This window comes from Sediminitomix flava (assembly GCF_003149185.1).
GTDB classification, from domain to species: Bacteria; Bacteroidota; Bacteroidia; order Cytophagales; family Flammeovirgaceae; genus Sediminitomix; species Sediminitomix flava.
Genome location: NZ_QGDO01000002.1, coordinates 899506 through 923369, shown reverse-complemented (window position 1 = coordinate 923369; position 23864 = coordinate 899506). Strand labels below are relative to the sequence as shown.

The following is a 23864-nucleotide window of genomic DNA, read 5'->3' as shown; positions in this document are numbered from 1 at the left end:
TTTAAAATGATATAAAATTATATCTATTAATAATTGCTTTAATTTCATTTTCATATTTGACTATTTTTTGATTCAAAAAAGTATAGGTTTTTTATTAAATAATTGATAATGTGTGTTTAATGGTTGTTGTTGAATTGTTTGATGTATTGTTTAAGCTGTAAAATAGATCGTCTGTAATTTGTATTCATTGGTCTTGAGAAGTGTTGTTTAATACAAATCAATACTTTTTAATTTATTTGTAGTACATTTTTGAATAATTAATTCCTAAAAGTGTGTGAATAACTATTATTACTACATAGTATCTACATTCAAGGATTTTTATTCATTTTTATATGAAATCAGCCTCTCTTTTTCTCTTACTGCCCCTACTGTTATGGTCGGGTTGCAAACAAACTTCAAGTCGGGAACAACAATCAGATATACTCCAATTGGAATTAAATGAAAATTGGTTTTTTAGTAGCACTACTCATCCCGATTATCAACAGCCACTCCCTGCACAAGTTCCTGGAACTGTTCAAACCGATTTATTATCCAATCATAAAATTGAAGAACCTTTCTACCGTTTCAATGAAGATTCTACCTATTGGGTTGAAAGAGAAGATTGGACTTACACCAATACTTTTAAAATCAGCAAAGAAATGTTTGAGTCAGATGGACTTGAATTAGTATTTGAAGGTTTGGATACTTACGCGACTGTAAAACTGAATGCCCAAGAAGTATTTTATGCCGAAAATATGCACCGTACATGGTTCATTAAAGACAAGTCTTTATTTAGAGAAGGAGAAAATACACTAGAAATCACATTTCATTCTATTTCAAAAGTAGGAGAAGAACGATTAGCTAAATACGATCACATTTATCCTACCGTAGCAGAAAAAGCTGAAATTGGAAAACAAACAGCTCCAGTCACTAGAAAAGCAGCATATCAATACGGTTGGGATTGGGCTCCGAGACTTGTAGCAATGGGAATTTGGAGACCTATAAAACTGAAAGCTTGGAATAAAGCAAAAATTGAAGATTTCCATATTGTTCAACATCAGGTCTCAAAAGAGAAAGCCACTTTTACAGCAGAATTCGAACTTGAAACCATAGAAACGCTAAAAGCAGAACTTCAGATTCACATCAATGGAATTGGAACTGTAGCTAGCAAAACCATAGAAATCAAAGAAGGTAATCAGCAAAAAGCTACTGTAGATTTTGAGATCGAGAATCCTAAACTTTGGTGGACAAATGGCCTAGGAAATCAGCACCTTTATGAAATAACTGGAATTGTAAAATCGGAAGGAGTACAAGATGTTATCTCTCATAAAATTGGTGTAAGAACCCTAGAACTTGTGCAAGAGGAAGATGAACATGGTGAGAGTTTTAAATTCCGATTAAATGGAAAAGACATTTTTGCCAAAGGTGCAAATTGGGTTCCGAATGATCATTTCTTGCCTAGAGTAACCAAGCAAAAATATGTAGATATTTTAGAAGCTGCCAAAACGTCAAATATGAATATCATGCGAGTTTGGGGCGGAGGTGTTTATGAAGATGACCTTTTCTATGAGCTTTGTGATGAATATGGATTTTTGGTTTGGCAAGACTTTATGTTTGCTTGTACACAATATCCTGCTGACTCGGCATTCCTTGCCAATATAAAAGTGGAAGCAGAACAAAATGTAAAACGTCTTAGAAATCACCCTTCAATTGCACTTTGGGTAGGAAACAATGAAATTGAGACAGGCTGGGTGCCTTGGCAATGGATGGAAAAATATGGTTTTTCACAAGTAGATTCTACAGCGATGGAAAGAGAATATGAAAAACTTTTCTATGAGTTATTGCCATCTGTTGTAGACGAATTAGATCATGATAGAAAGTATTGGGCTTCTTCTCCACAAGCAGGTTGGGGTAAAAAATATGAAAGACAAGCCGCAAATCATCATAAAGGAGATGACCATTTCTGGGGTGTTTGGTTTGGTACTTCTCCACATGCTGTATTTTATGGAAATGCAGGCCGATTTGTTTCAGAATATGGCTTCCAATCATTCCCTGAGTTGTCATCTATCGAACAGTTTGCAAGTCAAGCTGAAGGCGATTTCGGGATGAATTCTGCGCTGATGGATTTCAGACAACGTTCTTTCCCAGGAAATCAGCGTATGCAATTGATTGGAGATTATTATTACCAAAAGCCAAAAGATTTTGAAAGCTTCGTTTACCAATCTCAACTGACACAAGCCGAAGGAGTCAAACTTGCAGCAGAATACCACAGAAGAAGACCTCAAACAATGGGGACTATTTTCTGGCAAATCAATGATTCTTGGCCAACGATGTCTTGGTCTTCTATTGATTATTACGGAAAATGGAAAGCGCTTCAATACTTCATGAAAAAAGCTTTTGCTCCTGTTATAGCCTCTGCATATAATGAATATGGAAAATTTGGAGTCTATGTATTGAATGATAAAGTCGAAGAACAAAAAGTAAAAGTAAGTTTAAGCTATCAGACCCTTGATGGGAAAGTATTGAAAACAAAAAAGTATGACATCAATGCAAAAGCAATGGCTTCAACGGAAGTAATTGCTGAACAGCAAAATATTGACGCATTCTTAGAAAGCACTTTAGATAGCTACAATAAAAGAGATTTAGTCTTGGCCATGGAAGTAAAACAAGATGGTAAGCTTTGTTATGAAAATACTTTCTTCTTTAATGCACCTAAAGATTTAAATTTAAAAGAACCTACTTACAAGTTCAATTTAGCGAAAACGAAAGACGGATATGAATTAAGTATTAAAGCCAATACAACAGTCAAAAATCTGATGTTAAGCTGTAATGATGAGAAAGCATTCTTCTCAGACAATTACTTTGACCTTTTAGCTCATAAAGCATATTCTATAAAAATCACAACCGATCAGACCTTAACAAAAGAAGACATACAAATGATGTCTTTAGTTGACAGTTTTACCAAAGCACTCTAAACACGAACAAATTTTTTAGAACATGAAATCAATCAAACAATCAATATGTATAGCAGCATTAGGCGCTTCTATGCTGTTTAGCTGCCAAACAGAGCAGAAATCTGAATTTTTCGCAGATATCAAATCCAATGAATTTATCAGTAAAGGCTTTGTTGGAAACGGTGTGCAATGGTCTGCATATCCTCATGCCGACGGCCCTACAGCAGAATGGGGCGATTTGATGACCAATGCCAAATGGGATACCTTATTCCAACGTGTTGATTATATGCAACCTCAACTTATCCGCGTTGTAGATCAAGCAAACTGGAGATACTACAAAGGTCTAGATAAAAAAGGACAGCCTGTTCTCGATTTTGATAATCCTGAGATGAATCAGCTTTACAAACTCATGGATTACTGTCAGCAAAATGAGATTGAGGTGATTTTTGGAGAATGGGGAACGCCTTATCATTTCCATGATTTGGAAGAAGCCAATGCTAAAAAAGACCGATTAGATAATGCGCATGATACTCGTTGGATCAAAATGATTGGGGCCTATTTAGACCATATGATCAACACTAAAGGCTATACCTGTATTCGATATTACAACTTGGTGAATGAGCCAAACGGAGATTGGGCATCTACCCTTGGCGACTTTGAAGAGTGGAGCAAAGGTGTTGTCGCTTTAGATAAAGAAATTAAAGAAAGAGGGCTCGATAAATATGTTCGAGTTTCTGGCCCCGGTTCTGTACCGCAATACACTTACCCAAATAAAGACTATAAAGGTTCTGACTGGGTAAAAATGAGTATTGATCAATTAGATGAAAACATTGGGGCGTATGAAATTCATACCTACATCGGGACAGAAGACGCTCGAAATGGAAAAGCAGCAGAATCCATGTATTTGCCTCAAGACATTCCTGCTGTTCAAAAAACAGGAAAGAAGTTTTTCGTAGGAGAAATTGGTATAAAAGATGCTTGGGATTCACCTCATCATAAAGAGAATTTGAGAATGGGAACTGAAGATGGTTATGCTTCCAATGAAGATTCTCAAATGGCCGTATTCACCTATCGCTACGGAGTAGATATGGTAGATGCCACCATTCAGCTTATGAATGCAGGAGCTCAAGGTATGGTTGCTTGGGATTTGGACGATGCCATGCACACCAAAAATGATACAGGAGAAAAGAATAAATTAAAACGTTGGGGTTTCTGGAATATCTTGGGTACAGAACTCATTGACAGACCCGAAGATGAAAATATTCGTCCTTGGTTCTACCCTTGGTCTTGGATCTGTAAATATTTCCCAGAAGGAACTGACATCTTAAAACAAGAAACACAATTACCTCAAAATGTTCGTTTGACAGCAGGTGTTTTAGATGGGAAATATACCGTCATGTTAGTAAACAATTCTGCTGAGACGCAATCCATCCATGTCGCAATTGAGGGGGCTTCAACGCAAGAAGTGAAGCAACTATCCTACGTAGAAGAGTCTTACCAACTCAACACAGATATGGGTAGGCCTCAACCAAAACCTGCTGGTTTTAATCTGAAGAAAGGAAGTAATGTCACACTTCCAGCTTATAGTGTTGTAGTGCTAACTACAATGGAATAATAGATTTTCATAGTAAGCCATTTACCTTTATTGCCACTAAATAAATGATTCGAAGTGGCATTAGAGGTGAAGCCGTTAAAATCCTTTGAAATGAAAGCGTAAAGAAAATTCTCTTGTTTGAGTGAAGCGAGTTAAGAATTTTCAGCGAGAATGAAGAAGGATTTAGGCGGAAGATCTATAGCCTTGATCTTTTGATTCTTTTGGATCAAGCCAAAAGAATAACACTAACCAAAATGAAATAGTAGAGATAAGTTCAAATATCCCCCTTGTCTCTACATGATGACTACTTAAGATGAAAAAACTAATCCTTCTATTTATATCCTGCTTTCTGAGCCTAATGACTTTTGCTCAGAAAACCGATTTTGTCCATGTCAAAAACGGGCAATTCTTTATCAATCAGCAAGCTTATCATTATATGGGCACCAATTTTTGGTACGGAATGAATTTGGGTGCTTACAAAAAAGATAGGCTCATCAGAGAGCTTGATCGACTTCAAGAACTTGGCATTACTAACCTCCGAATTCTTGGAACAAGTGAAGGCCCTGACACTGCTCCTTGGCGAGTAACTCCAACGGTACAAACCGCTCCGGGTGTTTTCAATGAAGAACTTCTTGAAGGGCTAGACTATCTTCTGGTAGAAATGGCAAAAAGAGAGATGAAAGCAGTTGTAGTATTAAACAATTTTTGGCCTTGGTCTGGAGGAATGGCGCAATATGTACAGTGGGTAAAAAAAGATAAAAGCATTCCTTATCCACCACCGGCAGAAGGTGGCGATTGGGGTGTTTTTGCCAAATATTCAAGTCAATTTTACGAACTAGAAGAAGCACAAAAGCTCTATCAAGAAAGTATCAAAAAAGTCGTTTTGCGTACAAATAGCATTACAGGAAAAGCTTATACCGAAGATGCTACAATTATGTCTTGGCAATTGGCCAATGAACCCGAAGATCAAACAGCAGACAAGCTTTTATCTTCTTGGATCAACACGACGGCCAAATTCATTAAAAGCTTAGATGCAAATCACCTTGTTTCTACAGGTTCTGAAGGTTATACGCCTAGCTCTTGGGCTGGAACAGATTTCGAAAAAGATCATGAAAGTGATGCAATCGACTATATGACCTATCACATTTGGGTTCAGAACTGGGGATGGTATGATCCTTTTAAGAAAAAGAGTTATAAAAAAGCAGTCAAAAATGCTTTAGCATATATGCAAAAACACAATGCTATCGCAAAAAAAATGGGGAAACCTGTCGTTTTAGAAGAGTTTGGGATTTCTAGAGATCTAGATGATCATTCGGATGCTTCTTCAGTAAAAATGCGCGACAAGTATTATGCTGCAATCTTCAAAGAAGTGGCAAGAAGTGCATCTGAAGAAGGCGCTCCAATGATGGGATGTAATTTCTGGGCTTGGGGAGGAGAAGGTCGTCCTTCTGCACCAAAATCAATTTGGAAACATGGAGACGATCTGATCGGAGATCCGCCACATGAGCATCAAGGTTGGTATTCTGTTTATGACACAGATAAGTCTACACATAAAATCATTAAAAAATATGCTCAGAAGTTGAAGAGCCTAAATGTCACGCTCTAACTTCATTTGACATTTCGTACTGATTTTTTCTGAAAAAACCTGTTTAGATCATCAAGATAAAATTCGTTGAGCTAAACAGGTTTTGTGCTATAATCTTTAACTTAATACCATGAAAAGAATCATTACTTTTGTAGCAAGTTTCACCCTAATAGGAATGACCGCTATGAATTCGTGTATGAAGCCTACTGTAGAAGAAGGACCTTATTTTTCAGCTAAACACCCTAATATTTCAGAAATAGGAAGAACGCAAGAAACTTCCGAAGGACTGATGTTTTCCTACCCAAATGTCACTTTCAGAACCGCATTTGAAGGAAGTTCTATCAAAATGCACCTTCAGCAATTCACGGGATTAGATGGAGATAACCACTTTTTAGTCAGAATTGACGATAAAGAACCGTTTAAAATTGCGGTTTATCCACAACAGGAAGAATATGTTTTAGCTGATAGTCTTGAAGATAAACTTCATGAATTGGAGCTCATCAAAATTACAGAGTCAAATTGTGGATATTGTGTGTTGAAAGGTTTCACAATTGATGAAGGAAAAAAACTGCAATCAGTTAGTCCAAAGGCACACAAAATTGAATTTATCGGAAACTCTATCACTTGTGGATATGGAGTAGAAACTTTGGATGCAGATGCACCTTTTTTGCCCGAAACAGAAAATAGTTATATGGCTTATGCTTCTATTGCTGCTCGAAGTTTAGGCGCAGATTTTCAGACCAATGCTTTTTCTGGGATTGGCGTGTATAGAAACTACGGTAACAATGGGATTCCTATGCCACAGCTTTACCCATTCACTATGCCCTATGATGGTTCTAAAGCTTTTCATGCAGATAGTATTGCGGCATGGGATTTTAAGAAATTCACACCAGATGTATTGGTCATAGCTTTAGGTACAAATGATCTTTGGGATGGAAATGGTTTTAATCCTGTCGAATTTTCGGAAGCATATCTTGAGTTGATAGATACTCTACGCTCAAAGTATGGAAATGAACTACCAATTGTGTGCACACTAAGCCCACTTTTAGTTGATTTCCGAAGAAGTATTTTGGAAGGTACTTTAGAGGGTATTCTGGAAACTAAAAAGGAAGAAGGAGATAATCATGTTCATTATTTCGAATTCAGTCCTTGTGGTGAGTTAGGTTACGGCGCAAGTTGGCATCCTTCGGCAGCCCAACAAGATTTAAATGGAAAAGAGCTAGCGAACTATCTTGCGAATTTGATGAATTGGAAGGTTAGTTAAGTCTTTGAAAGTTGACTAATGCATAGAAGTCCTAATGTTTAGGAATGTTGAGATATCAGTTCTTAACATTAAAAGATACTAACTATAAGGAATAATTTCACTTCGTATTTTCAAGCAAAATTATTCCTTACCTAAACTATCATGATGAACATTTATTCCAAAGTACTCTTTGGCTTACTTTCATTAGTCTTTTTGTCAAACTGTTCGAAAAATAAAAATGAAGAGGTTGTTTATACTTACCCTCTTCAAGGATTTTATTTGCTTAACCCTTATGTAGGAGCAGTTGAATTATCTAGAATTAATGAAGGGACTATTGAAGGAATATTTACTGGTATTGAACGCCAAGAGATCAGTGGGTTTTCAGCTCCTAATCCATTACAGTTTGCAAGTGAAGTAAGTATTGATGGTCCGAATGTATACTTTGGTAATGAACAAGAGCTGATCAATAACGAATTTCATTATGATGAAATGACAAATAGGCTGCATTATAAAATAACTTTTAGAGATTCGGTTTATGAGGGCAGCAGTGTCAATATGACGAATGGAAGAGGTTTGATGACATGTGACCATGATGTCATGATGAATTATATGGATGAACTGATTGAAGATTTAGAAAATTATTATCCAATCTATTTTTATAAATCTAAAGTTGATTGTATCCATGTTTTATCAACCTTTGCAGCTAGTTTTGAAAACTTAGCCTATCTATTAGAGTTCACGAAAACGTGCTATCCTCCTTTTGTACATCCATTGCTTGATGCATTAATTATTGAGTTTCATGTTTTGAGACGTGAATTTCAAGAAGCTTTAGATACAATTCATATGTGGTGGCCAAGCACCAATCGAGAAAGTGAGTTACAGGAGCTTTCAGAGAAAATGAAAAATGTGATACACTTATGGAAATATAAAGAAGAGAATTCCTCAGAAGTTTTAGATTAAAATATAAAATCCATCCTTAAGCACGATAAGGATGGATTTTTAGATATAGTTATTTATTTAACTTATAGCTTAGTTGTATTCATTTCGTAGCCCAATAGACTTAGCATCTTGCGCGCATATCTTTTATCTAATTCTCTGACTCCTTCCGAGTCAAAATGCACATTATCTTCCTGTACTGTACATCCACTTGATGGAATTACGTGAGCTGTAGGAACTTGCTCAGGTAGTTTATTGATGATTTCATTCATTGTAGCACAAATTCCACCTTGATCTTCATGAACTACTTCTCCCGCTAGAAGAGGTACTTCACTAGCCTCCAATGAAAGGTCTTCAAGCATGTCGTTATAGACTTTTTTGACATAGGAAGGCCAAAGTTGATTTCCAGTATTTGTTTCTCCTTGATGTAAAAGAATACCTTTTATCACACCTTTTTTCTGAGCATTTTTTGCTAGACTCATCAGTGTATAATAAGGTGCTCCGCCATAGGCATCCACTTTATCTTTAAACCAAGTTCCTTGATCAGTGTACATCTCTGTATAATCTTGGTATTTGTCTTTGTCAAACAAACGAATATCACAACCTCCAACTGCAACATTGATAATCACGATTGAAATGCTATCGGGTAAATTCGCGACCATTGTTTTCCCAAAATAATCAGCAGGTGAAAGTCCTGTATAACATTGAGATAAAGGAGGAGTAGCTGTGTACCATTCTCCTTTTGACCTTCCAAGATTGTCACAGTCCATTGGCTGAATCATTTGAAAGCGTTCGTCTTCGGTTTGGTCTTGAGGCTCAATCTGAGCTGAACCTTCCATATTTGACTGTCCAAAACACAGATAAATATGAAGATTTCTATTTAAGGTATCTGTTGGAGTTTTGTCAATTTCTTCTGATGTATCGTCACATCCCAACGAATAGAAAGAGAGAAAACTTAGGAATAAGAGAAGTAAATGTCTATTCATATTTTAACCTTTAAATTGTTGTCTAGATACCTTGAAACTAGTTTTTAAGGAATTTTCCTGAAGCTACTTTAGCCCCATCAGAAAGTCTTAAGATGTAAAAACCTAAAGGCAAAAAGCTAATATCTATCGACTTATTGAATGGAGATTGAAGAACAAGATGACCTAGGGTATTAAAAACTTGAATCTTTGTTTTTGGAGCTGTCATAGAAGGATCGAGCTCAAAATTTAAGACCCTGTTGGTCGGGTTTGGGTAATATTTAATTCCGACTTCTTTTGGATCATCATTCCCAGTGATATCACCTCTATGCTTATTTAAAATGGCAATGTATATTCCATTTCCATTTTGTAAACGGTCAATACCCAGTGTAATTCTTCCTGAAGAATTTGGCGATTTTTCTTCTTCATTAAGCAATTCATAGCTGTAAGCATCATATACTTTTACGGTATATTGTCCATTTGGAATACCTGCTACTTGAATAGCAAAGTCCGTGAAATTTTGGTTTGAGGTATTGTTTAAGAAAATATGAGCATCCCTTTTATCTACTAAAATTGCTTTTTCTTCATATCCTGAAACGGTGCTTGTCAGACTTAATTTTAAGAAGTCGTTTGCTGTTTTAGGAGTCATATTATCGGTTACTTCTCTTAGTAAAGAGAACATATTGTAACTATCCCAAGCTTCGAAGTCTTCCCACCACCAAGACATGGGTAATACAGGCGTTTGTTCAAAAAGTGAAGTCCAAATTGAGTATTTCAAATCTTTCTCCCATAGTCCTTTATTCTTATTTGAGCCATCCCAGCTCACACCTGTTTCTCCAACAGCATAAGGTTTATCATATTTGTCAGAGTAATAAGTAATATTGTTGGTAATTGACTGTGAGTTTCCGTAGATATGAGACTGAATAAGGTCTAGTTCATCAATATCAAATAGCTTATTAATTTCTTTATGACTAATACTTGTTGTGATTACATGCTCATGATAATCGATTGAAATAAGGTATTCAGCCATTTCTTTATGCCAAGCTACAACATCAGCTTCGTTGACATTTTGCCCCGCATAAAAAATAGTATTATCAACTTCATTAAAGAACTCAATAGCACCTACCGAAGTGCTGTATCCCCAACGCGAAATAATGTAGCGCATACGGTTTTTGTAAAGGCGCTTTGCTTCGTCAAAAGTGAAAAAATCATTCGGATTTTCGCATCCTGCTAGTTCTTTGTAAGGATGTTTATTCCAGAAGTTATTTCCCCATCCATCATTGTTGTTTACCCAAAGTGCACCATGATAATCCATTGCCAGCATCAAGTAGATACCATTCTTTTCAGCTTCTTCAATCATATAATCAAATCGCTCAATTCCCTCAGGATGGTAACCTACGTCTTCATGTTTTGAATATCTGCCGAAGTTTGGATCGTTCCATTCTAATGGTAAATTCCAAGGGGCGTTTACCCAAGTACGTACATAGTTAATATTATGCTCATTCATGAGGTCAAACCAAAAATCATAAGTGTATTTAGGGTTATCTCCAATACTTAATCGAGCCTCCCATGCAATGTTCATCCCGATACCTCTAAAGGAATCGCCATTGTCAAATGTGAAATTCGTTTTTTCTCCTGTGCTGTGTAAGAATCCTTTTTCTTCCGTTGAGGTCGCTTCAAATGTGATTGCTTCTGAGCTTTTACTTAACTCGTCTTTATTCACTTTTATAACATAAGAATATTGTCCTTCTGTACGCGGAGCAAACCTAAAGCCCCATGTAGAATGTCCATTGCTTGTATCGGTTTCCTTATGGAACATAGGATAGGAAATTGTTGACGCATCTGGTAAAGTGATTTCTGCATCAACAGATATATGGGCAGGATCATGAGGATTGATAAACCCTACTTTCAAGTTGACTTCTGCTTCATACTTTTCAAAAAGTTCTACATTAGTTTGGTTAGTTGTTGGTGTAAAAACCTCCAATATATCATCAGAAATTATATGGTCTGTGCTGATATTACTTTGTCCCCATGCGAATTGAATGCAAAAAAGACTAGCCATTAAGAAAGCTAAGAAATTTCTCATCTCTACAGGTCTTTATTGTTTAAAGAATATTCGTGTTAAAAATTTATCAGTTTTAGTTTAATCAAAGATTGCCTATAAAAAGTGTAAAAACTACTTCATTCATCTTGAAACATGGTACTTTCTTGAATCTTTAACAATTGTTTTATTAGCAACAAATACTTTTCTGAGTAACTTTAATTCATGATTAGTTTATGTTTTCAAAAATGTATCATGTTCTAGCGTAATGGTACAAGGCTTTGGCTTCACGAGTCTCTACTTTTGTATTCGTAGATTATACGCTTACAAAACAGACGAACAATTAATATCAAAAAATATGAAGCTAAAGAAATTTGAAGGAAACCCGATTTTGTCTCCAAACCCGAATAATGCATGGGAAAACTTAGTAGTATGTAACCCTGGTGCATGGTACGAAGATGGTAAGTTCTATATGTTATATAGAGCAGCAGGAGATGATGAAGAACATAAAATACATATTGGTCTAGCTGAAAGTACTGATGGCTTCCATTTTGAAAGACCTCTTGATACACCTGTACTTTCGCCGTCTGTAGATGGACCAGACTCAGGTTGTGTAGAAGACCCTAGAGTTGTAAAATTTGGAGATGCTTACTACATGACTTATGCATACAGAGCTTTTGCTCCTGGGCAATATTGGAAATACAGTTATGATGCTGTAGTTGCTCCAGAAATGGATGATTTCCACCCTTCAGTTTTAAAAGAAAATACAGCAAACACAGCACTTGCAGTATCTAAAGACCTAAAGAATTGGAGAAGAGTGGGAAGAATCACGGCTCCAGAGCTTGATGATAGAGATGTAATCTTGTTCCCTGAACAAGTGAATGGAAAATATGTCATGTTGCATCGTCCAAAAGAGTGGATTGGAGATGAGTTTGGTTGTGAAACGGCATCTATGTGGATTCGCTATTCTGAAGACATGATGGTTTGGAATGAGCCTTCAAAGCTTTTATTAAAAGGTGAAGAATGGTGGGAGCAAAAAGTAGGCGGCAATACACCACCAATTCGAACAGAAGAAGGTTGGTTGATGCTCTATCATGGGGTAGATGAAGATAAATGTTACCGAGTAGGTGCTTGTCTTCTGGATTTAGAAGACCCTTCAAAAATCCTTTACCGTACCAAAGACTTTATCATGGAGCCAGAAGAAGCTTGGGAAAAAGAAGGTCTTTATAAATGGGGAGTGGTATTCCCGACAGGGAACGTACTCGTAGATGATACCTTATACATTTACTACGGAGGTTCTGACCAATACTGTGGAGTTGCTACTTGTAACATTCATGAGTTGGTAGCATTTGTGAAAGAAAATACAAAACAAGAATCATTACAAGACTGAGGGAATTAGAAGAGCAGAACGTTTGAATGTTATTTTTTGAGTTCTGAGAAAGAATTTTTATTCACGAAAAGTTCTGCTCTTGTTAGCACAAAAGGCTTGTATCGCTATTGTTTGGACTGATAAATAAAACACTAATGAACATACAATTAAGCACACTCGATACTGTATTAATTGCAGTTTATGTTATCGGGGTCATTTTTTGGGCACTAAAGAACTCAAAGAACCAAGATTCAGAATCGTACTTCTTGGCAGGTAGAAATATGTCTTGGAAAGCCGTTGGTTTATCACTTTTTGCAGCCTCAGTTTCTTCAACAACACTGATCGGGCAATCTGCAGAAGGTTTTAAAACAGGGTTGGCAGTGTATAACTACCAATGGTTATCGATTTTGGTGATGATATTCTTTGCGATGTTTTTCCTGCCTTTCTATATAAAATCTGGGGTATACACCATGCCCGAGTTTTTGGAAAGAAGATATGATAAACGTTCGAGAACATTCTTTTCATTGATCACCATTATTGGAAATGTCTTTCTTGATGCGGCAGCAGCGCTTTATTCTGGAGCTCTGATTATTCGTCTGATTTACCCTGAGGCAGAACTACAAACCATTATCTTTATCCTCGCTATTGTAGCTGGTTCATATACAATTTTAGGTGGTTTATCATCAGCCATCAATGCAGAATTAGTACAAGCCGTAATCCTGATTATTGGATCAGTGATTCTTTCATACTTAGCAATTACAGAAGTTGGCGGATGGGATGTGTTGCACGAACGTTTCAGTGAAGGAATGTGGTTGCATCTTGTTCGTCCGATGGATGATGCTACAACGCCTTGGCTCGGAATGCTGCTCGGTATACCTGTTCTCGGCTTCTATTTTTGGGGAAATAACCAAGTTATGGTTCAGCGTGTACTTTCAGCTAGATCAATTGATCAAGGGCGAAAAGGGGTATTATTTGTTGGTTTCCTTTATGTTTTCACACTTCTGATTTTCATTATTCCAGGTCTTTGCGGAAGACTCATTGACTTATTTGATGTAGAAGTGCCTCTTAGCATTTTTGGAAATGCAGCTACTGAATTAGTTGATGTAAACGAAATTTACCCTCGTCTGATCATGAAGTTGATGCCTATCGGTTTGATGGGATTGATTATGGCAGCTATGATTTCAGCCTTGACGTCTACACTTTCAGCAGCATTGAATTCGGCTTCTACATTGATCACAATGGACTTTTATACCCGAATAGATAAAAAGGCAGATAACAAAAAGTTGGTAAAAGTTGGTCAGATTATTTCAACCATTATTCTGATTGTGGCTGCTCTTTGGGCTCCCAATATCCGAAAGTTTGGATCATTGGTAGATTATTATCAGGAAATAGCATCTTATTTGGCTCCACCAATTGTAGGGATTTTCTTCTTGGGGCTATTCTGGAAAAGAACAAATTCAGCAGGTGCTTTTGGTGGTTTAGTTTTCGGAGGTCTAGTTGCGATAGTACTTTTCTTCTTTAAAAAATATACACCATTTGCCGATATGCATTTCTTAATGCTCGTTCCTTTCTTGTTGGTTTCAAATATGGCGATAACCATTATCATTTCAATAATGACAAAACCACCAACAGGGAAGCAACTAGAAGGAAACCTATGGACAACCGCTTTGTGGCACGAAGAAACAGAGGCTTTGAAAAGTGTCGTTTGGTATAAGAACTTTAGAATACAATCTGCCGTATTAGCTGTTTTTGCAATTGCGTCATTCCTTTTCTACATTTAATCTAGTTTAGACTTTATCGGTTGGTTATTGATTACTTAAGAAAATGAATAACCAACTTTTTTCTCCGATAAACAGTTCGACTTATGAAAGTATTTCCAGAAATCACACCTGTTCAAGAGAATGATCTATTTTTTCTTCAACATCATCCTAAAGCCGATTTTGACTATCCCATTCATTTGCATGAAGATTTTGAAATCACTTTGGTAGAAGGCTGTAATGGCAGTAGAGCTGTAGGAAATTCTATTGAAAACTATGAACATGACGATCTAGTACTAATAGGCCCCAATCTTCAGCATAAATGGATGAAAGATGATGGGGAAGATATGCCTGCAGTAACTACTATTCAGTTCAAAAAAGATATATTTTCTGAGTCATTTTTAGGAAAAAGAGAACTTACAGAAATCAAGCAATTGATTCATGAGTCGGGAAAAGGTATTGTATTTCATGGAATTGACAAACATCGTATCAAGTTGGTGATCAATGAGCTGATTAAAAGTACCGATTTTAGAAGGGTACTACTTTTCTTTGAAATGCTTTATCTGATGGCGGTCAGTTCTGATAAAAAGCAATTGGCTTCCGATGGTTTTGTGGATGTTCACTATGAAGACACGAGTAGGAGAATAAATATTGTGATAGATCATATATTCAAAAATTTTCATAGAGATATTCCTCTATCAGAAGTATCACAGCTCGTAAGTATGAGTAATTCAGCTTTTAGTCATTTTTTCAGAAAGCGGACAAATAAAAGTTTTGTGAAGTTTGTAAATGATGTCCGTCTTGGAAAAGCTACTTTTTTCTTAGTGAATTCAAGTAAGAGTGTGGCTGAAATTTGTTACGAGTGTGGCTTCAATAACTTATCTAATTTTAATCGTCAGTTTAAAAAACAGAAAGGAATTACGCCTTCTATTTACAGAAAAGAATATCAGAATAGTGTAGAGGAACCGATTTAATTTCAATTAAAAAATCATCAAGTCTTGAGAAATGAAGGCTTGATGATTTTTACTTTTAAGTAATCCCAATTCGATATCAATTCTCGATGACTACTTTCCCAATTGCTTTCCCACTCTCTAACCTCGCATGAGCTTTACTGACTTCTTCCAATGAAAACTGTTCCTTGTCAAGGATTGGTTTTAAATGTCCTGCTTCAGCTATTTTAGTGATTTCCTCCAATATGTGACCATGCTCTTCACGTTTGAAATTATGAAGCATCGGAATAAGCATAAATACAACATGTAAAGAAAGTCCTTTAAAATGTGCGGTAGTTAAGTCTAATTCACACAAAGTAACGGTAGTGGCAATTTGTGCATTGAGGGCTGCTGCATTGAATGATTTGAGAAGATTTCCTGCGCCAACGGTATCGTAAATCAAATCAAAACCAGCTCCATTTGTGTATTTATTTACATATTGCTCAACTGTTTCAGTTTTGAAGTTGATTGGAGTAGCTCCCAAACTTTCAATAATACTTGCTTGGGTTTCATCTCCAGTGGCAAATACTTCAGCTCCGAAGTGTTTAGCTAGTTGAACAGCCAAATGACCAACACCTCCAGCTCCGCCATGAACCAAAACTTTTTGTCCTTCTTTGATACCCGCTCTTGTCAGACCTTCGTAGGCAGTAATCACAACTAATGGAAGGGCGGCAGCTTCTTTCATGCTTAAATTTTTAGCTTTATGAGCAACCAACTTACTATCAGCAGCTATATAATCTGCAAGAGTACCTGGTAAATCTGCTAAGCCACCAGCACAGCCATAAACTTCATCACCTACAGCAAAGTTGCTTACTCCTTCTCCAACAGCTTCTATTGTACCAGCGAAGTCCATTCCTAGAAGAGCAGGAACAGGAGGTGATAGAGGTAAATCTTTTCCCCTTTTTCGGATCATAGTGTCTACTGTATTCACACTTGATGCGGCTATTTTTACTAAAACCTGTCCAGCTTTTGCCGTAGGTTTTTCTAATTCAGTGAGTTCAAACTGTGCATTTTCACCAAATGCATTAAGGATCATTGCTCTCATGATATTTTTTTGGGTTTTACTTCAGTTTGTGAAATCTCATGTATAACAAAACTGCGTATGGAATAAGTCAGTAGGTCGTATTTAAGAGTGTAAGAATTGGAGGGTGTGAAGAAATTTTGAGTAGTATAAATAAAAAACGCACTGATAGTTTAGCTATCAGTGCGTTAGATGTGGATACAGATTTACCTGAAGATTAGAAGACTTTAATCCCGATGACCATTACATCATCAATCTGCCTTTCTCGTCCTCTCCAATTATCGAAAGTTTCTTCGAGTAATTCTCCTTGCTTTTCTAAGCTGTTTTTACGGTGAGAATATAGGTGTTCACGTAGTCTTCTCGACATAAATTTCTTTCCATCAGGTCCTCCAAATTGATCTTGGTAACCATCTGAGTAAAGATAGAATTGCATTCCTTCTTTTAGCTGAATGTCATGACGTTCAAAAGGGTTTGTATCGGTATCTTCTACTTGTCCTCCAATAGAAGCTCTAGAACCTTTAATGGTTTGTAACTCTCCTTTTTCGTCAATGTAAGTCAGTGGATTTTTAGCACCTGCAAAGCTTAGTGTTTTAGTATCCATATCGATACAACACAGAGCCATATCCATTCCATCTTGATTTTGGTTGTTATTTTGATCAAGGTTTACAGCAATGGCTTTTTGTAGTTCTGCTAAAATTTCGTCTGGAGCGGTAATGCCTTTGGTTTTAGTAATCTCATTCAAATTTTGAGAACCAATCATACTCATAAATGCTCCAGGAACACCGTGACCTGTACAGTCTACTACAGCTACTAGCGTTTTGTTGCCAACTGTAACGGTCCAGAAGAAATCTCCAGATACGATATCACGAGGTCTGTGGAATACGAAGAATTCATTGAATAAGTCTGCCATTTTAGTAGGAGATGGCATACTTGCTTTCTGAATCCTCTTCGCATAGTTAATACTCGCTGTAATATCTTTATTCTTATCTCGAATAGTTTCAGTTTGTATACTTACAGTTTCCAAAGTAGAATTCAACTCTTCATTGATTACTGTAAGTTCTTGGTTTGCTTCAGCCAATTCAAACGTACGTTCTTGTACCTTTTCTTCTAGAAGCTGATTTTGTCTGCTCACCAATTCTCTTCTTTTCTCTTCTTTTCTCTTCTTCATGTCTCAATTCAATCTCTTTGTTCAAAAGATTGTTCTGCATCTCATTCATTTTAGCACCCAAACTTAGGGAGAAAAGAATCAATTCTACGATTGAGCCTGAAATAGTGAAGGTATAGGGTTTAATTCCTAAGAAAGTAGGAGGCAGTTGCCCAATAGTTTGAAGCATTGCTACTACCGCAAACAAGAAATAAACGCCATTTCCGATCATAAAATATTTAGCTGTAAGGTTTCCTTGTCTGCCTAGTTTTATGGCAATGATAAAACTGATGACATAAACTGAAAGCCAAGCTAAAGGTCCTGTACTTACTACAAATGAGTTAAAACCGAAATAAACCAATGGGAAACATAGTGCATAGTAGACTAATAATCCTTTGGTGATTTTATCATATAGAGGGAAACGTTCTCTAAGGTTGAATAACTTTCTGTAGAAAAGAATCATCCCTGAAAGCGCCAAGAAACCAGCATAATTTTGGAACAGCTCATTCAATTCTGCAGACGGCATCATTTCAATAAACTTTCCTGAAAAAGCTAGATTGAAAAAGAAAATAACTACCGTGAAAAAGGCATAATACATATAGCCTTTATCTCTTGCTAGTACGAATAGTAGTAAGTTGTAGCAGAACATTACCGCTACAGCACCACAAAGAATCCAAAGACTCAGATCTCTAGATTCCTTTTCACTAACGAGGTCTGCAGTATTTACTATCGCAAATTCTTGAGGAATCGCTTCAAAATGTAAATCTGCTTTGTCTTGGAAAACTGCTTTGATATAGCAATCAATCGTTTCATTACCTTCTATTACAAAAGGAGCATAAGTGTTATTTCTATAAATAAACTCTTTTCCTTTGTTTGGGTAATGATTACCACCAATCACTTTTTTTCCATTACTAAAATAAAACTCTAGCAAGTCGAATCTTGACGTAAGAATCGTGAGTGATTGCTGTACAGCTGTTTTATTTTGAATTTGAAGACGCAGCCAAATTGTAGAACTTCCAACAGGAACTTTTTCAAAGTTGTAGCTTTCAAAAGCAACTCTATTACTATCAATGTCTTCGATAGTAATTGAAGCTCCTTTTTCAAAGCTCATCTCTATGTGAGGAACTAATGTAGTTTCTTCAGTGAGTGTTGAATTCAGTACAAAAGGGCTTTGTCCAAAACTACTGCTTGAGATTAAAATTGAAACAAACAGTAAATAGAGTACTTTAAACCGCATGTGATGCCTCCTTTTCTAATGCAGTATTGCTGTTAGGCAATTGGAATTTCTTTCTGTTCATGAGTAGGAATGTATAAATTAGGTCTAGAATAAACGTAATTACAGCAAGCCAGATAACAAATGGCTGTGGTACATCTCCTATCCATACAGCAACACCAATAACTGCTGTACCAATCATTTTCCATACAGCAACGCCCAATGAAAGCGCTTTTTGCTGAGGGTGGTTGAAGAACAACATGATGTATAAGAAAGACATCATGATATTCAGAATATACCCTGTGATTCCTCCAATTGGATCACCAAATTCCTCATGGAAAAGGTAGATAATACCGGACCAAGCAATAATACCCCCAATGATAATCACATTAAAGTAGCGAAGCACATAAGGATTTTTGACTTGCTTACGTCCGTATTTAAATAAAGCATAAAGTAGAAATACGTCCATTAAGAACCACGCTCTAATTCCCCAAACAGCCCAGAGCCCCAATTCTGTGACGAGTGCGAAACTATAAACTAATTCCCATGCAAAATTGGCAACCAAAGCAGCCAAAGGAATTTCCAAAAACTTATATTTTATTACATTTCTTGCGGCCAAACCGTAGGCTACCATCCAACAGATAGCATCAACAAGAAATAGAATTTGCTGATTTACAGTGTAGTCGGTTAAGTTAATCCACTTTTCCATGAAGTTAGCTTTTTTGAGTGTGGTGTTGTATACTTAATCTCCATTTCCCAATAGCAGGAGTGCTGATGACACTAAGCCATTCAGGTTGTCCTAGCTCTGTGGTTTTCTCCCAGTTTTCTTTTAATGAAGGTGGAATGTAGAAATGGACTTTTTTATAATCGTTGAAATAGAGTAGCATTCCTTGAAGTAGCGACTTATTGAAATGCTGTGCGAGTTTTGAGATTATTTCCGAATGATCCATCGTATCATCAATAGCATCAATCATAATAAATGATGCTTTTTCGATGAGTGAACCTAATAAAGAATCTTTTGCTTCTATGCCTACAATATCAGCTAGCTCATCACCAATAAGATGACGCATGAGTAATTTAGGGTAGAAGTCAAGGACTGTACCCGGGATTATATTTTGCATGAAAGTAACACAAGCATCAGTCAATTCTCTTCCAGCCTCAGAAGGCGCTTTTTGATCATCAAGAATTTGGTATCCTAGTTTTATTCCTTCATCATAGTTTTGAGGAATTAGCTCAGGAAGAACTCCCATAATATGCCCAACAACTCTCCATGCATAGAGATAGCTTTCCTTTTCTTCCTCAGTTAAGTCTACACCTATTTGTAATAAACCTTCAAGAGGAAAAACTGAAAAAGCTAGAAGTGTTCCTGCCATATCTTCCTGATTGATTGGAAGTCCGAAGTACTCCGTATCCCAATTATGCTTGTTTAGCAGATAGTATCGAATTGCAGCATGGATAAGACGAACCTTTTGAGCTGTTCTTATTCCTCTACCATTAGGACCTAAACCGCCCTCAGACATTACATCAATCACAAACTGAGCAGTCTCCATAAGTCTACGGGTAAACTTACTCAAATCTCCATTTTCATCCGCTTGAAAACGTCCAGTCATATGTAAAACTTCGGCACCTTTTGCACAAGCATAAGTTGCTGGTAAAGATTTACATAAAAGCATCATTGAAATCTGAAGTCCGTATTCTTCAAAGAATCGCTCACCTTCACGTATTTTTTCAAAGTCTACCCATTCTGGTAGCTGAGCAGTTTCTTCAAAATATGATCTTAGGACCTCGGGCATCTCAACCTCTGGTAGATCTTCGTTTTTTGAAACGATATCAAAAATTAACCGAATAGAATCTAACCCATTTGATTCTATCAGTTTCTCAACGGTTTGATCTGCAAGAGGGTCTGCGATTAAACGTTTATTGTCTAAAAGTACATCAAGCTCATTCATAGTAATAGCTAAGTTCTGGTAACCCCAAAGTATTTGAATACTTACAAAGAAAGCATTTATTAGGATTTATTTACATTAAAAATATAACTTAACATCGAATTAATATAACTTTTTCAATTATAAATTTTTTAATGTGTGGTGTTAAGCTACTATAGTTTAAATAAATACTTTGAGGTGAATAGGTAATTATTTGTTTTTGAGTTTAATATTTATCAATACTTGAGTTGAATTAATGCTAATAGTTTAAATACAAAAAAAGCACCAAAAAATTACTTTTGGTGCTTTTTAATTAGAAAACTTACAATAGTATATCAGTTTAGTAACCAATTTATTGCATCTTCTTTGTTGTCGAAATGTTGTGTGTTTAATAAGCTACCTTGTTCTTCTTCGATAATTTGTTCGATTGAAAGCTGTGAAAACATATCCGATGAAACGATCATGGCCATTTTTTTAAGGTGTTTACTAGCTACAGGAGCAATGTTAGTTTCATACCACATTTGAAATTGGTCAGCAAATGTGAATCCTAACTTTCTGTTGTCTGAATAAAGCAGATTGATCTGTTCATCATTGGCGTACACTTCAACCATGTTGTTTACTACTTCCTTCACTTCTTCAAAACTCATGAGGTAAGAATCCTCTTTCCATTCCACATGAAGAAGCTCTTTTTCGGGCTCTGTATAGATGTTACAGTAGAGGTTATTTAAGATTTCCATAATGTGTTTATAGTGTGTTTAAGGTTTACTCCAATTTAATAGGATCAGGCTGAGTCCTTTTTATTATTTATTTGAAAAAAGTACATCGGTATAGTTAACAAGTAAGTCTCTCAAATTGTAAAAATTCAAATCATAAAATATTGAATATGAGTATTTAAAGTATTTAGAGAATAAATGATAATGAGTGTGAACATTAACATGATGTTTAAAAACTTTTAAACACATTTGCACACCGAAATTTAGATGGCGGTTTAGTATTGGAACTATGCAAAATTAACCCACAATTTAATTGTGTCGGTTTTAAACTATCTAACAATTATGAACAAGCAATTATCAATCGCACTTAGCCTTATCATGGCTATGTTATCGTTGGTTTCATGTGATGATTCCAATGAAGCGGTAAACACTCAAGGAGTATTAACCCTAAATGTAGAATCCCTGTCTTTGGAAAATGCGTATGAGATTCATACGACAATTGGTGGGACTGATTATGTAATTGAGGAAAATGAAAATATTTTCTTGTCAGCAGGATTCTATGAGATGACAAAATTTGAAATCTATGAGAATGGAGCTTTATCTTATTTTCTAGTAGGTCAAGTAGGTTTTGAAATCAAAAGTGGAGAAATCACAGTCGTAGAGGTTCCTGTAATTCCTGTACAGGATGGAGATTCTGGTATTGGGGTACCAGAGTTTGAGGTAGAAGTTGACCCTTACCACGCAATCCGTAATGGAATGACATCCGTTGTTATTGAAGCAAACAGTAGCACAGGAGTAACTCCAATCAGAGAGCTAATCGATGATGGATTCCCGACACTCAGATTCTCAAACAATGAAGGTTCTCCTGTATTATTTACTTACTACAAGTATGGTAATGCTTCTGAGACAAATACCGTAATTGTAGGCGATTTACAACAACATTTTATTGTTGTACCATCTACAGGTACTTACATAGTAGAGTATTTAGGAAAGAAAAAGACACTTACTGTACAGTAATTATTCACAAAGTAAAATAATAAAGAGACGCTAGAGTAATATGTTAGGTATTACATTTAGTGTCTCTTTTTTTGACTAAGAATTTAAGATTCTTGATCCATCGTCAGTTTAGTAGAACTGAATGCACACAAAGGGGTATCAATATCTATAAACGTATTTTCAATTTGCCTAAAATAGATATAGCCATCAATTTCAGACTCCAATTCAAAAGTTGCTTTTTTAGTCTCAATTTCACAAAGTAAACTTCCAGCACTTATCCACTCGCCTTCATTCACTAGCCAAGAAGTTATTTTAGCATCTTCGATTGATTGAGGAAGTCTAAAAAGTGAAATATGCTCTTTTTCATTAGCTAATTTTTCGAGCTGATTGATAATCTGATCTCTAGTTTCATAATCCTCTTTTTGACGGGAAACTTTAGCCTCGTTCATCTTACCAGATTCTTCTGATGTAGAACTGAAAAACTGTATTAATTTCTTAAGCATTTGATCTTGAAAATTGGATAGATAATCTAAAAAACATGCTGCTATATATGTTCAATCTAGTTATTCATTTTTTAGCAATCAAAAATGTAGATGAGATTTGGGCAGTGTATTATTTGTAGTTAGGCATGAATATAGTGAACTAGGGAGTTTGTAAATAATTACATTTTTTAGAGCTTCAATTAAATTTTTCAGATATTCGTCAGAGCAATTTAGGATAAAGGTCTTTATGCTAAATTAAACCATAACGGTTTTTGGAGGTCAAAGATGATGATGATTCAGAAGCCACAAATGAATTTTTAGATCAATGAAGGATAGTACACTTTGGCAAGAACTAAAGGAGGGAAATGCAAAAGCCTTCAAGGAAATTTTTGATACACACGTTAAACTCTTGTACAAATACGGCTATAAATTTTGTCAGGATCCAGATCTCGTAGATGACTGTATTCAAGATATTTTTATGCGTATTTGGGAAAAACGTAGTACGCTAGGAACTACTGATAACATCAAATTTTATTTGATGGTCACGCTCAAGCGAGCAATTTATCAGAAGATTCTTCAGAAGAAAAAATTACCGACGAGTACAGATGGCGATGAGAAATACGAAAATTTCTCTTTAAGTTTTTCCATAGAAGAAGATATCATTAAAAACGAAACGGATGCTTTTAATAAAGAGCGTTTGTTGGAAACATTGAATACTTTACCTAAAAGGCAAAAGGAAGTCATCTATCTCCGTTTTTATATGGGTTTGTCTTATGAAGAAACAGCTGAACTGATGGAGTTGAATTATCAGTCGGTGCGTAACCTACAGAGTACAGCCCTTAAAAACATGAAAGGACAAATGGGTATGGCTTGTCTGGTATTGTTCTTAATGGTTTAATTTTTTTAAAAGTAAATCAGTACAGAACAGAAGATGAGTTCTTTACTGAATTGAAAGAGAGAA

Annotated in this window: 19 protein-coding genes; 10 read left to right on the top strand and 9 right to left on the bottom strand. The window is 36.0% G+C overall.

The features are described 5' to 3' along the window. The first annotated feature begins 332 nt into the window (after positions 1-332). The 5 genes from BC781_RS10875 to BC781_RS10855 all read left to right on the top strand — a co-directional run bounded on the left by BC781_RS10875 (position 333) and on the right by BC781_RS10855 (position 8315). Positions 333-2954, top strand: coding sequence for a beta-mannosidase (locus BC781_RS10875; protein WP_109617472.1), 2622 nt, complete (start codon positions 333-335; stop codon positions 2952-2954). Positions 2955-2976: 22 nt separating this feature from the next. After that, complete coding sequence (locus BC781_RS10870; protein WP_109617470.1) at positions 2977-4548, top strand: cellulase family glycosylhydrolase; 1572 nt, start codon at positions 2977-2979, stop codon at positions 4546-4548. Positions 4549-4840: 292 nt separating this feature from the next. Next, on the top strand, positions 4841-6133 hold the full coding sequence (locus BC781_RS10865) for a glycoside hydrolase 5 family protein (protein ID WP_146201672.1): 1293 nt from the start codon (positions 4841-4843) through the stop codon (positions 6131-6133). 109 nt (positions 6134-6242) lie between these two features. Continuing rightward, on the top strand, positions 6243-7376 hold the full coding sequence (locus BC781_RS10860) for an SGNH/GDSL hydrolase family protein (protein WP_109617466.1): 1134 nt from the start codon (positions 6243-6245) through the stop codon (positions 7374-7376). A 141-nt stretch (positions 7377-7517) separates the two neighbouring features. Next, a complete protein-coding gene (locus tag BC781_RS10855) occupies positions 7518-8315 on the top strand; it encodes a hypothetical protein (protein ID WP_109617464.1) in 798 nt (265 codons plus the stop codon). A gap of 62 nt (positions 8316-8377) precedes the next feature. On the opposite strand, the gene BC781_RS10850 is transcribed toward BC781_RS10855, so the two are convergent. Further along, the gene (locus tag BC781_RS10850; protein WP_109617462.1) at positions 8378-9277 is read right to left on the bottom strand and encodes a sialate O-acetylesterase; all 900 of its coding nucleotides are present in this window, start codon (positions 9275-9277) and stop codon (positions 8378-8380) included. Between the two features lie 37 nt (positions 9278-9314). Further along, the gene (locus BC781_RS10845; RefSeq protein ID WP_109617460.1) at positions 9315-11339 is read right to left on the bottom strand and encodes a T9SS type A sorting domain-containing protein; all 2025 of its coding nucleotides are present in this window, start codon (positions 11337-11339) and stop codon (positions 9315-9317) included. Positions 11340-11652: 313 nt separating this feature from the next. Here BC781_RS10845 and BC781_RS10840 point away from each other — a divergent pair, with 313 nt between their 5' ends. The 3 genes from BC781_RS10840 to BC781_RS10830 all read left to right on the top strand — a co-directional run bounded on the left by BC781_RS10840 (position 11653) and on the right by BC781_RS10830 (position 15394). Next, positions 11653-12684 carry a glycoside hydrolase family 130 protein gene (locus BC781_RS10840; RefSeq protein ID WP_109618008.1) on the top strand — a complete coding sequence of 344 codons (1032 nt, stop codon included), beginning with the start codon at positions 11653-11655 and terminating at the stop codon, positions 12682-12684. 134 nt (positions 12685-12818) lie between these two features. Further along, positions 12819-14444 carry a sodium:solute symporter gene (locus BC781_RS10835; protein ID WP_109617457.1) on the top strand — a complete coding sequence of 542 codons (1626 nt, stop codon included), beginning with the start codon at positions 12819-12821 and terminating at the stop codon, positions 14442-14444. 83 nt (positions 14445-14527) lie between these two features. Continuing rightward, positions 14528-15394 carry an AraC family transcriptional regulator gene (locus BC781_RS10830; protein ID WP_109617455.1) on the top strand — a complete coding sequence of 289 codons (867 nt, stop codon included), beginning with the start codon at positions 14528-14530 and terminating at the stop codon, positions 15392-15394. Between the two features lie 76 nt (positions 15395-15470). On the opposite strand, the gene BC781_RS10825 is transcribed toward BC781_RS10830, so the two are convergent. The 6 genes from BC781_RS10825 to BC781_RS10800 form a co-directional block, all read right to left on the bottom strand. Further along, positions 15471-16454: a zinc-dependent alcohol dehydrogenase family protein gene (locus tag BC781_RS10825; RefSeq protein ID WP_109617453.1), complete on the bottom strand. Its 984-nt coding sequence runs from the start codon at positions 16452-16454 to the stop codon at positions 15471-15473. 193 nt (positions 16455-16647) lie between these two features. Further along, on the bottom strand, positions 16648-17598 hold the full coding sequence (locus BC781_RS10820; RefSeq protein WP_109617451.1) for a PP2C family protein-serine/threonine phosphatase: 951 nt from the start codon (positions 17596-17598) through the stop codon (positions 16648-16650). Further along, a complete protein-coding gene (locus BC781_RS10815; protein ID WP_109617449.1) occupies positions 17510-18811 on the bottom strand; it encodes a 7TMR-DISM family protein in 1302 nt (433 codons plus the stop codon). Before BC781_RS10815 ends, BC781_RS10820 begins: the two co-directional genes overlap by 89 nt. After that, entirely contained in the window at positions 18801-19496 is a 696-nt protein-coding gene (locus tag BC781_RS10810) for a transmembrane-type terpene cyclase (RefSeq protein ID WP_109617447.1), read from the bottom strand. The genes BC781_RS10815 and BC781_RS10810 overlap by 11 nt, the downstream gene beginning before the upstream one ends. Before the next feature lie 4 nt (positions 19497-19500). After that, positions 19501-20736 carry an oxygenase MpaB family protein gene (locus BC781_RS10805; RefSeq protein ID WP_109617446.1) on the bottom strand — a complete coding sequence of 412 codons (1236 nt, stop codon included), beginning with the start codon at positions 20734-20736 and terminating at the stop codon, positions 19501-19503. A 311-nt stretch (positions 20737-21047) separates the two neighbouring features. Beyond that, entirely contained in the window at positions 21048-21449 is a 402-nt protein-coding gene (locus BC781_RS10800) for an STAS/SEC14 domain-containing protein (RefSeq protein WP_109617445.1), read from the bottom strand. A gap of 318 nt (positions 21450-21767) precedes the next feature. Between BC781_RS10800 and BC781_RS10795 the strand changes: the two genes are divergently transcribed. Further along, a complete protein-coding gene (locus tag BC781_RS10795; protein WP_146201671.1) occupies positions 21768-22442 on the top strand; it encodes a hypothetical protein in 675 nt (224 codons plus the stop codon). Between the two features lie 83 nt (positions 22443-22525). Here the strand turns inward: BC781_RS10795 and BC781_RS10790 are convergent, their stop codons facing one another. Continuing rightward, positions 22526-22924 (bottom strand): lipoyl domain-containing protein, encoded by a 399-nt coding sequence (locus BC781_RS10790; RefSeq protein WP_109617443.1) that lies wholly within the window; start codon positions 22922-22924, stop codon positions 22526-22528. A gap of 304 nt (positions 22925-23228) precedes the next feature. Between BC781_RS10790 and BC781_RS10785 the strand changes: the two genes are divergently transcribed. Beyond that, positions 23229-23801: an RNA polymerase sigma factor gene (locus BC781_RS10785; protein ID WP_109617442.1), complete on the top strand. Its 573-nt coding sequence runs from the start codon at positions 23229-23231 to the stop codon at positions 23799-23801. Positions 23802-23864 lie beyond the last annotated feature (63 nt).

Excerpts from the sequence above, each read along its gene's own strand:
- BC781_RS10820 (WP_109617451.1), bottom strand. The coding sequence starts at position 17,598 with ATGAAGAAGAGAAAAGAAGAGAAAAGAAGAGAATTGGTGAGCAGACAA.
- BC781_RS10795 (WP_146201671.1), top strand. The coding sequence starts at position 21,768 with ATGAACAAGCAATTATCAATCGCACTTAGCCTTATCATGGCTATGTTA.
- BC781_RS10815 (WP_109617449.1), bottom strand. The coding sequence starts at position 18,811 with ATGCGGTTTAAAGTACTCTATTTACTGTTTGTTTCAATTTTAATCTCA.
- BC781_RS10830 (WP_109617455.1), top strand. The coding sequence starts at position 14,528 with ATGAAAGTATTTCCAGAAATCACACCTGTTCAAGAGAATGATCTATTT.
- BC781_RS10845 (WP_109617460.1), bottom strand. The coding sequence starts at position 11,339 with ATGAGAAATTTCTTAGCTTTCTTAATGGCTAGTCTTTTTTGCATTCAA.
- BC781_RS10865 (WP_146201672.1), top strand. The coding sequence starts at position 4,841 with ATGAAAAAACTAATCCTTCTATTTATATCCTGCTTTCTGAGCCTAATG.
- BC781_RS10790 (WP_109617443.1), bottom strand. The coding sequence starts at position 22,924 with ATGCTTAAGAAATTAATACAGTTTTTCAGTTCTACATCAGAAGAATCT.
- BC781_RS10810 (WP_109617447.1), bottom strand. The coding sequence starts at position 19,496 with ATGGAAAAGTGGATTAACTTAACCGACTACACTGTAAATCAGCAAATT.
- BC781_RS10870 (WP_109617470.1), top strand. The coding sequence starts at position 2,977 with ATGAAATCAATCAAACAATCAATATGTATAGCAGCATTAGGCGCTTCT.
- BC781_RS10825 (WP_109617453.1), bottom strand. The coding sequence starts at position 16,454 with ATGAGAGCAATGATCCTTAATGCATTTGGTGAAAATGCACAGTTTGAA.
- BC781_RS10850 (WP_109617462.1), bottom strand. The coding sequence starts at position 9,277 with ATGAATAGACATTTACTTCTCTTATTCCTAAGTTTTCTCTCTTTCTAT.
- BC781_RS10800 (WP_109617445.1), bottom strand. The coding sequence starts at position 21,449 with ATGGAAATCTTAAATAACCTCTACTGTAACATCTATACAGAGCCCGAA.
- BC781_RS10835 (WP_109617457.1), top strand. The coding sequence starts at position 12,819 with ATGAACATACAATTAAGCACACTCGATACTGTATTAATTGCAGTTTAT.
- BC781_RS10860 (WP_109617466.1), top strand. The coding sequence starts at position 6,243 with ATGAAAAGAATCATTACTTTTGTAGCAAGTTTCACCCTAATAGGAATG.
- BC781_RS10785 (WP_109617442.1), top strand. The coding sequence starts at position 23,229 with ATGAAGGATAGTACACTTTGGCAAGAACTAAAGGAGGGAAATGCAAAA.
- BC781_RS10840 (WP_109618008.1), top strand. The coding sequence starts at position 11,653 with ATGAAGCTAAAGAAATTTGAAGGAAACCCGATTTTGTCTCCAAACCCG.
- BC781_RS10855 (WP_109617464.1), top strand. The coding sequence starts at position 7,518 with ATGATGAACATTTATTCCAAAGTACTCTTTGGCTTACTTTCATTAGTC.
- BC781_RS10805 (WP_109617446.1), bottom strand. The coding sequence starts at position 20,736 with ATGAATGAGCTTGATGTACTTTTAGACAATAAACGTTTAATCGCAGAC.
- BC781_RS10875 (WP_109617472.1), top strand. The coding sequence starts at position 333 with ATGAAATCAGCCTCTCTTTTTCTCTTACTGCCCCTACTGTTATGGTCG.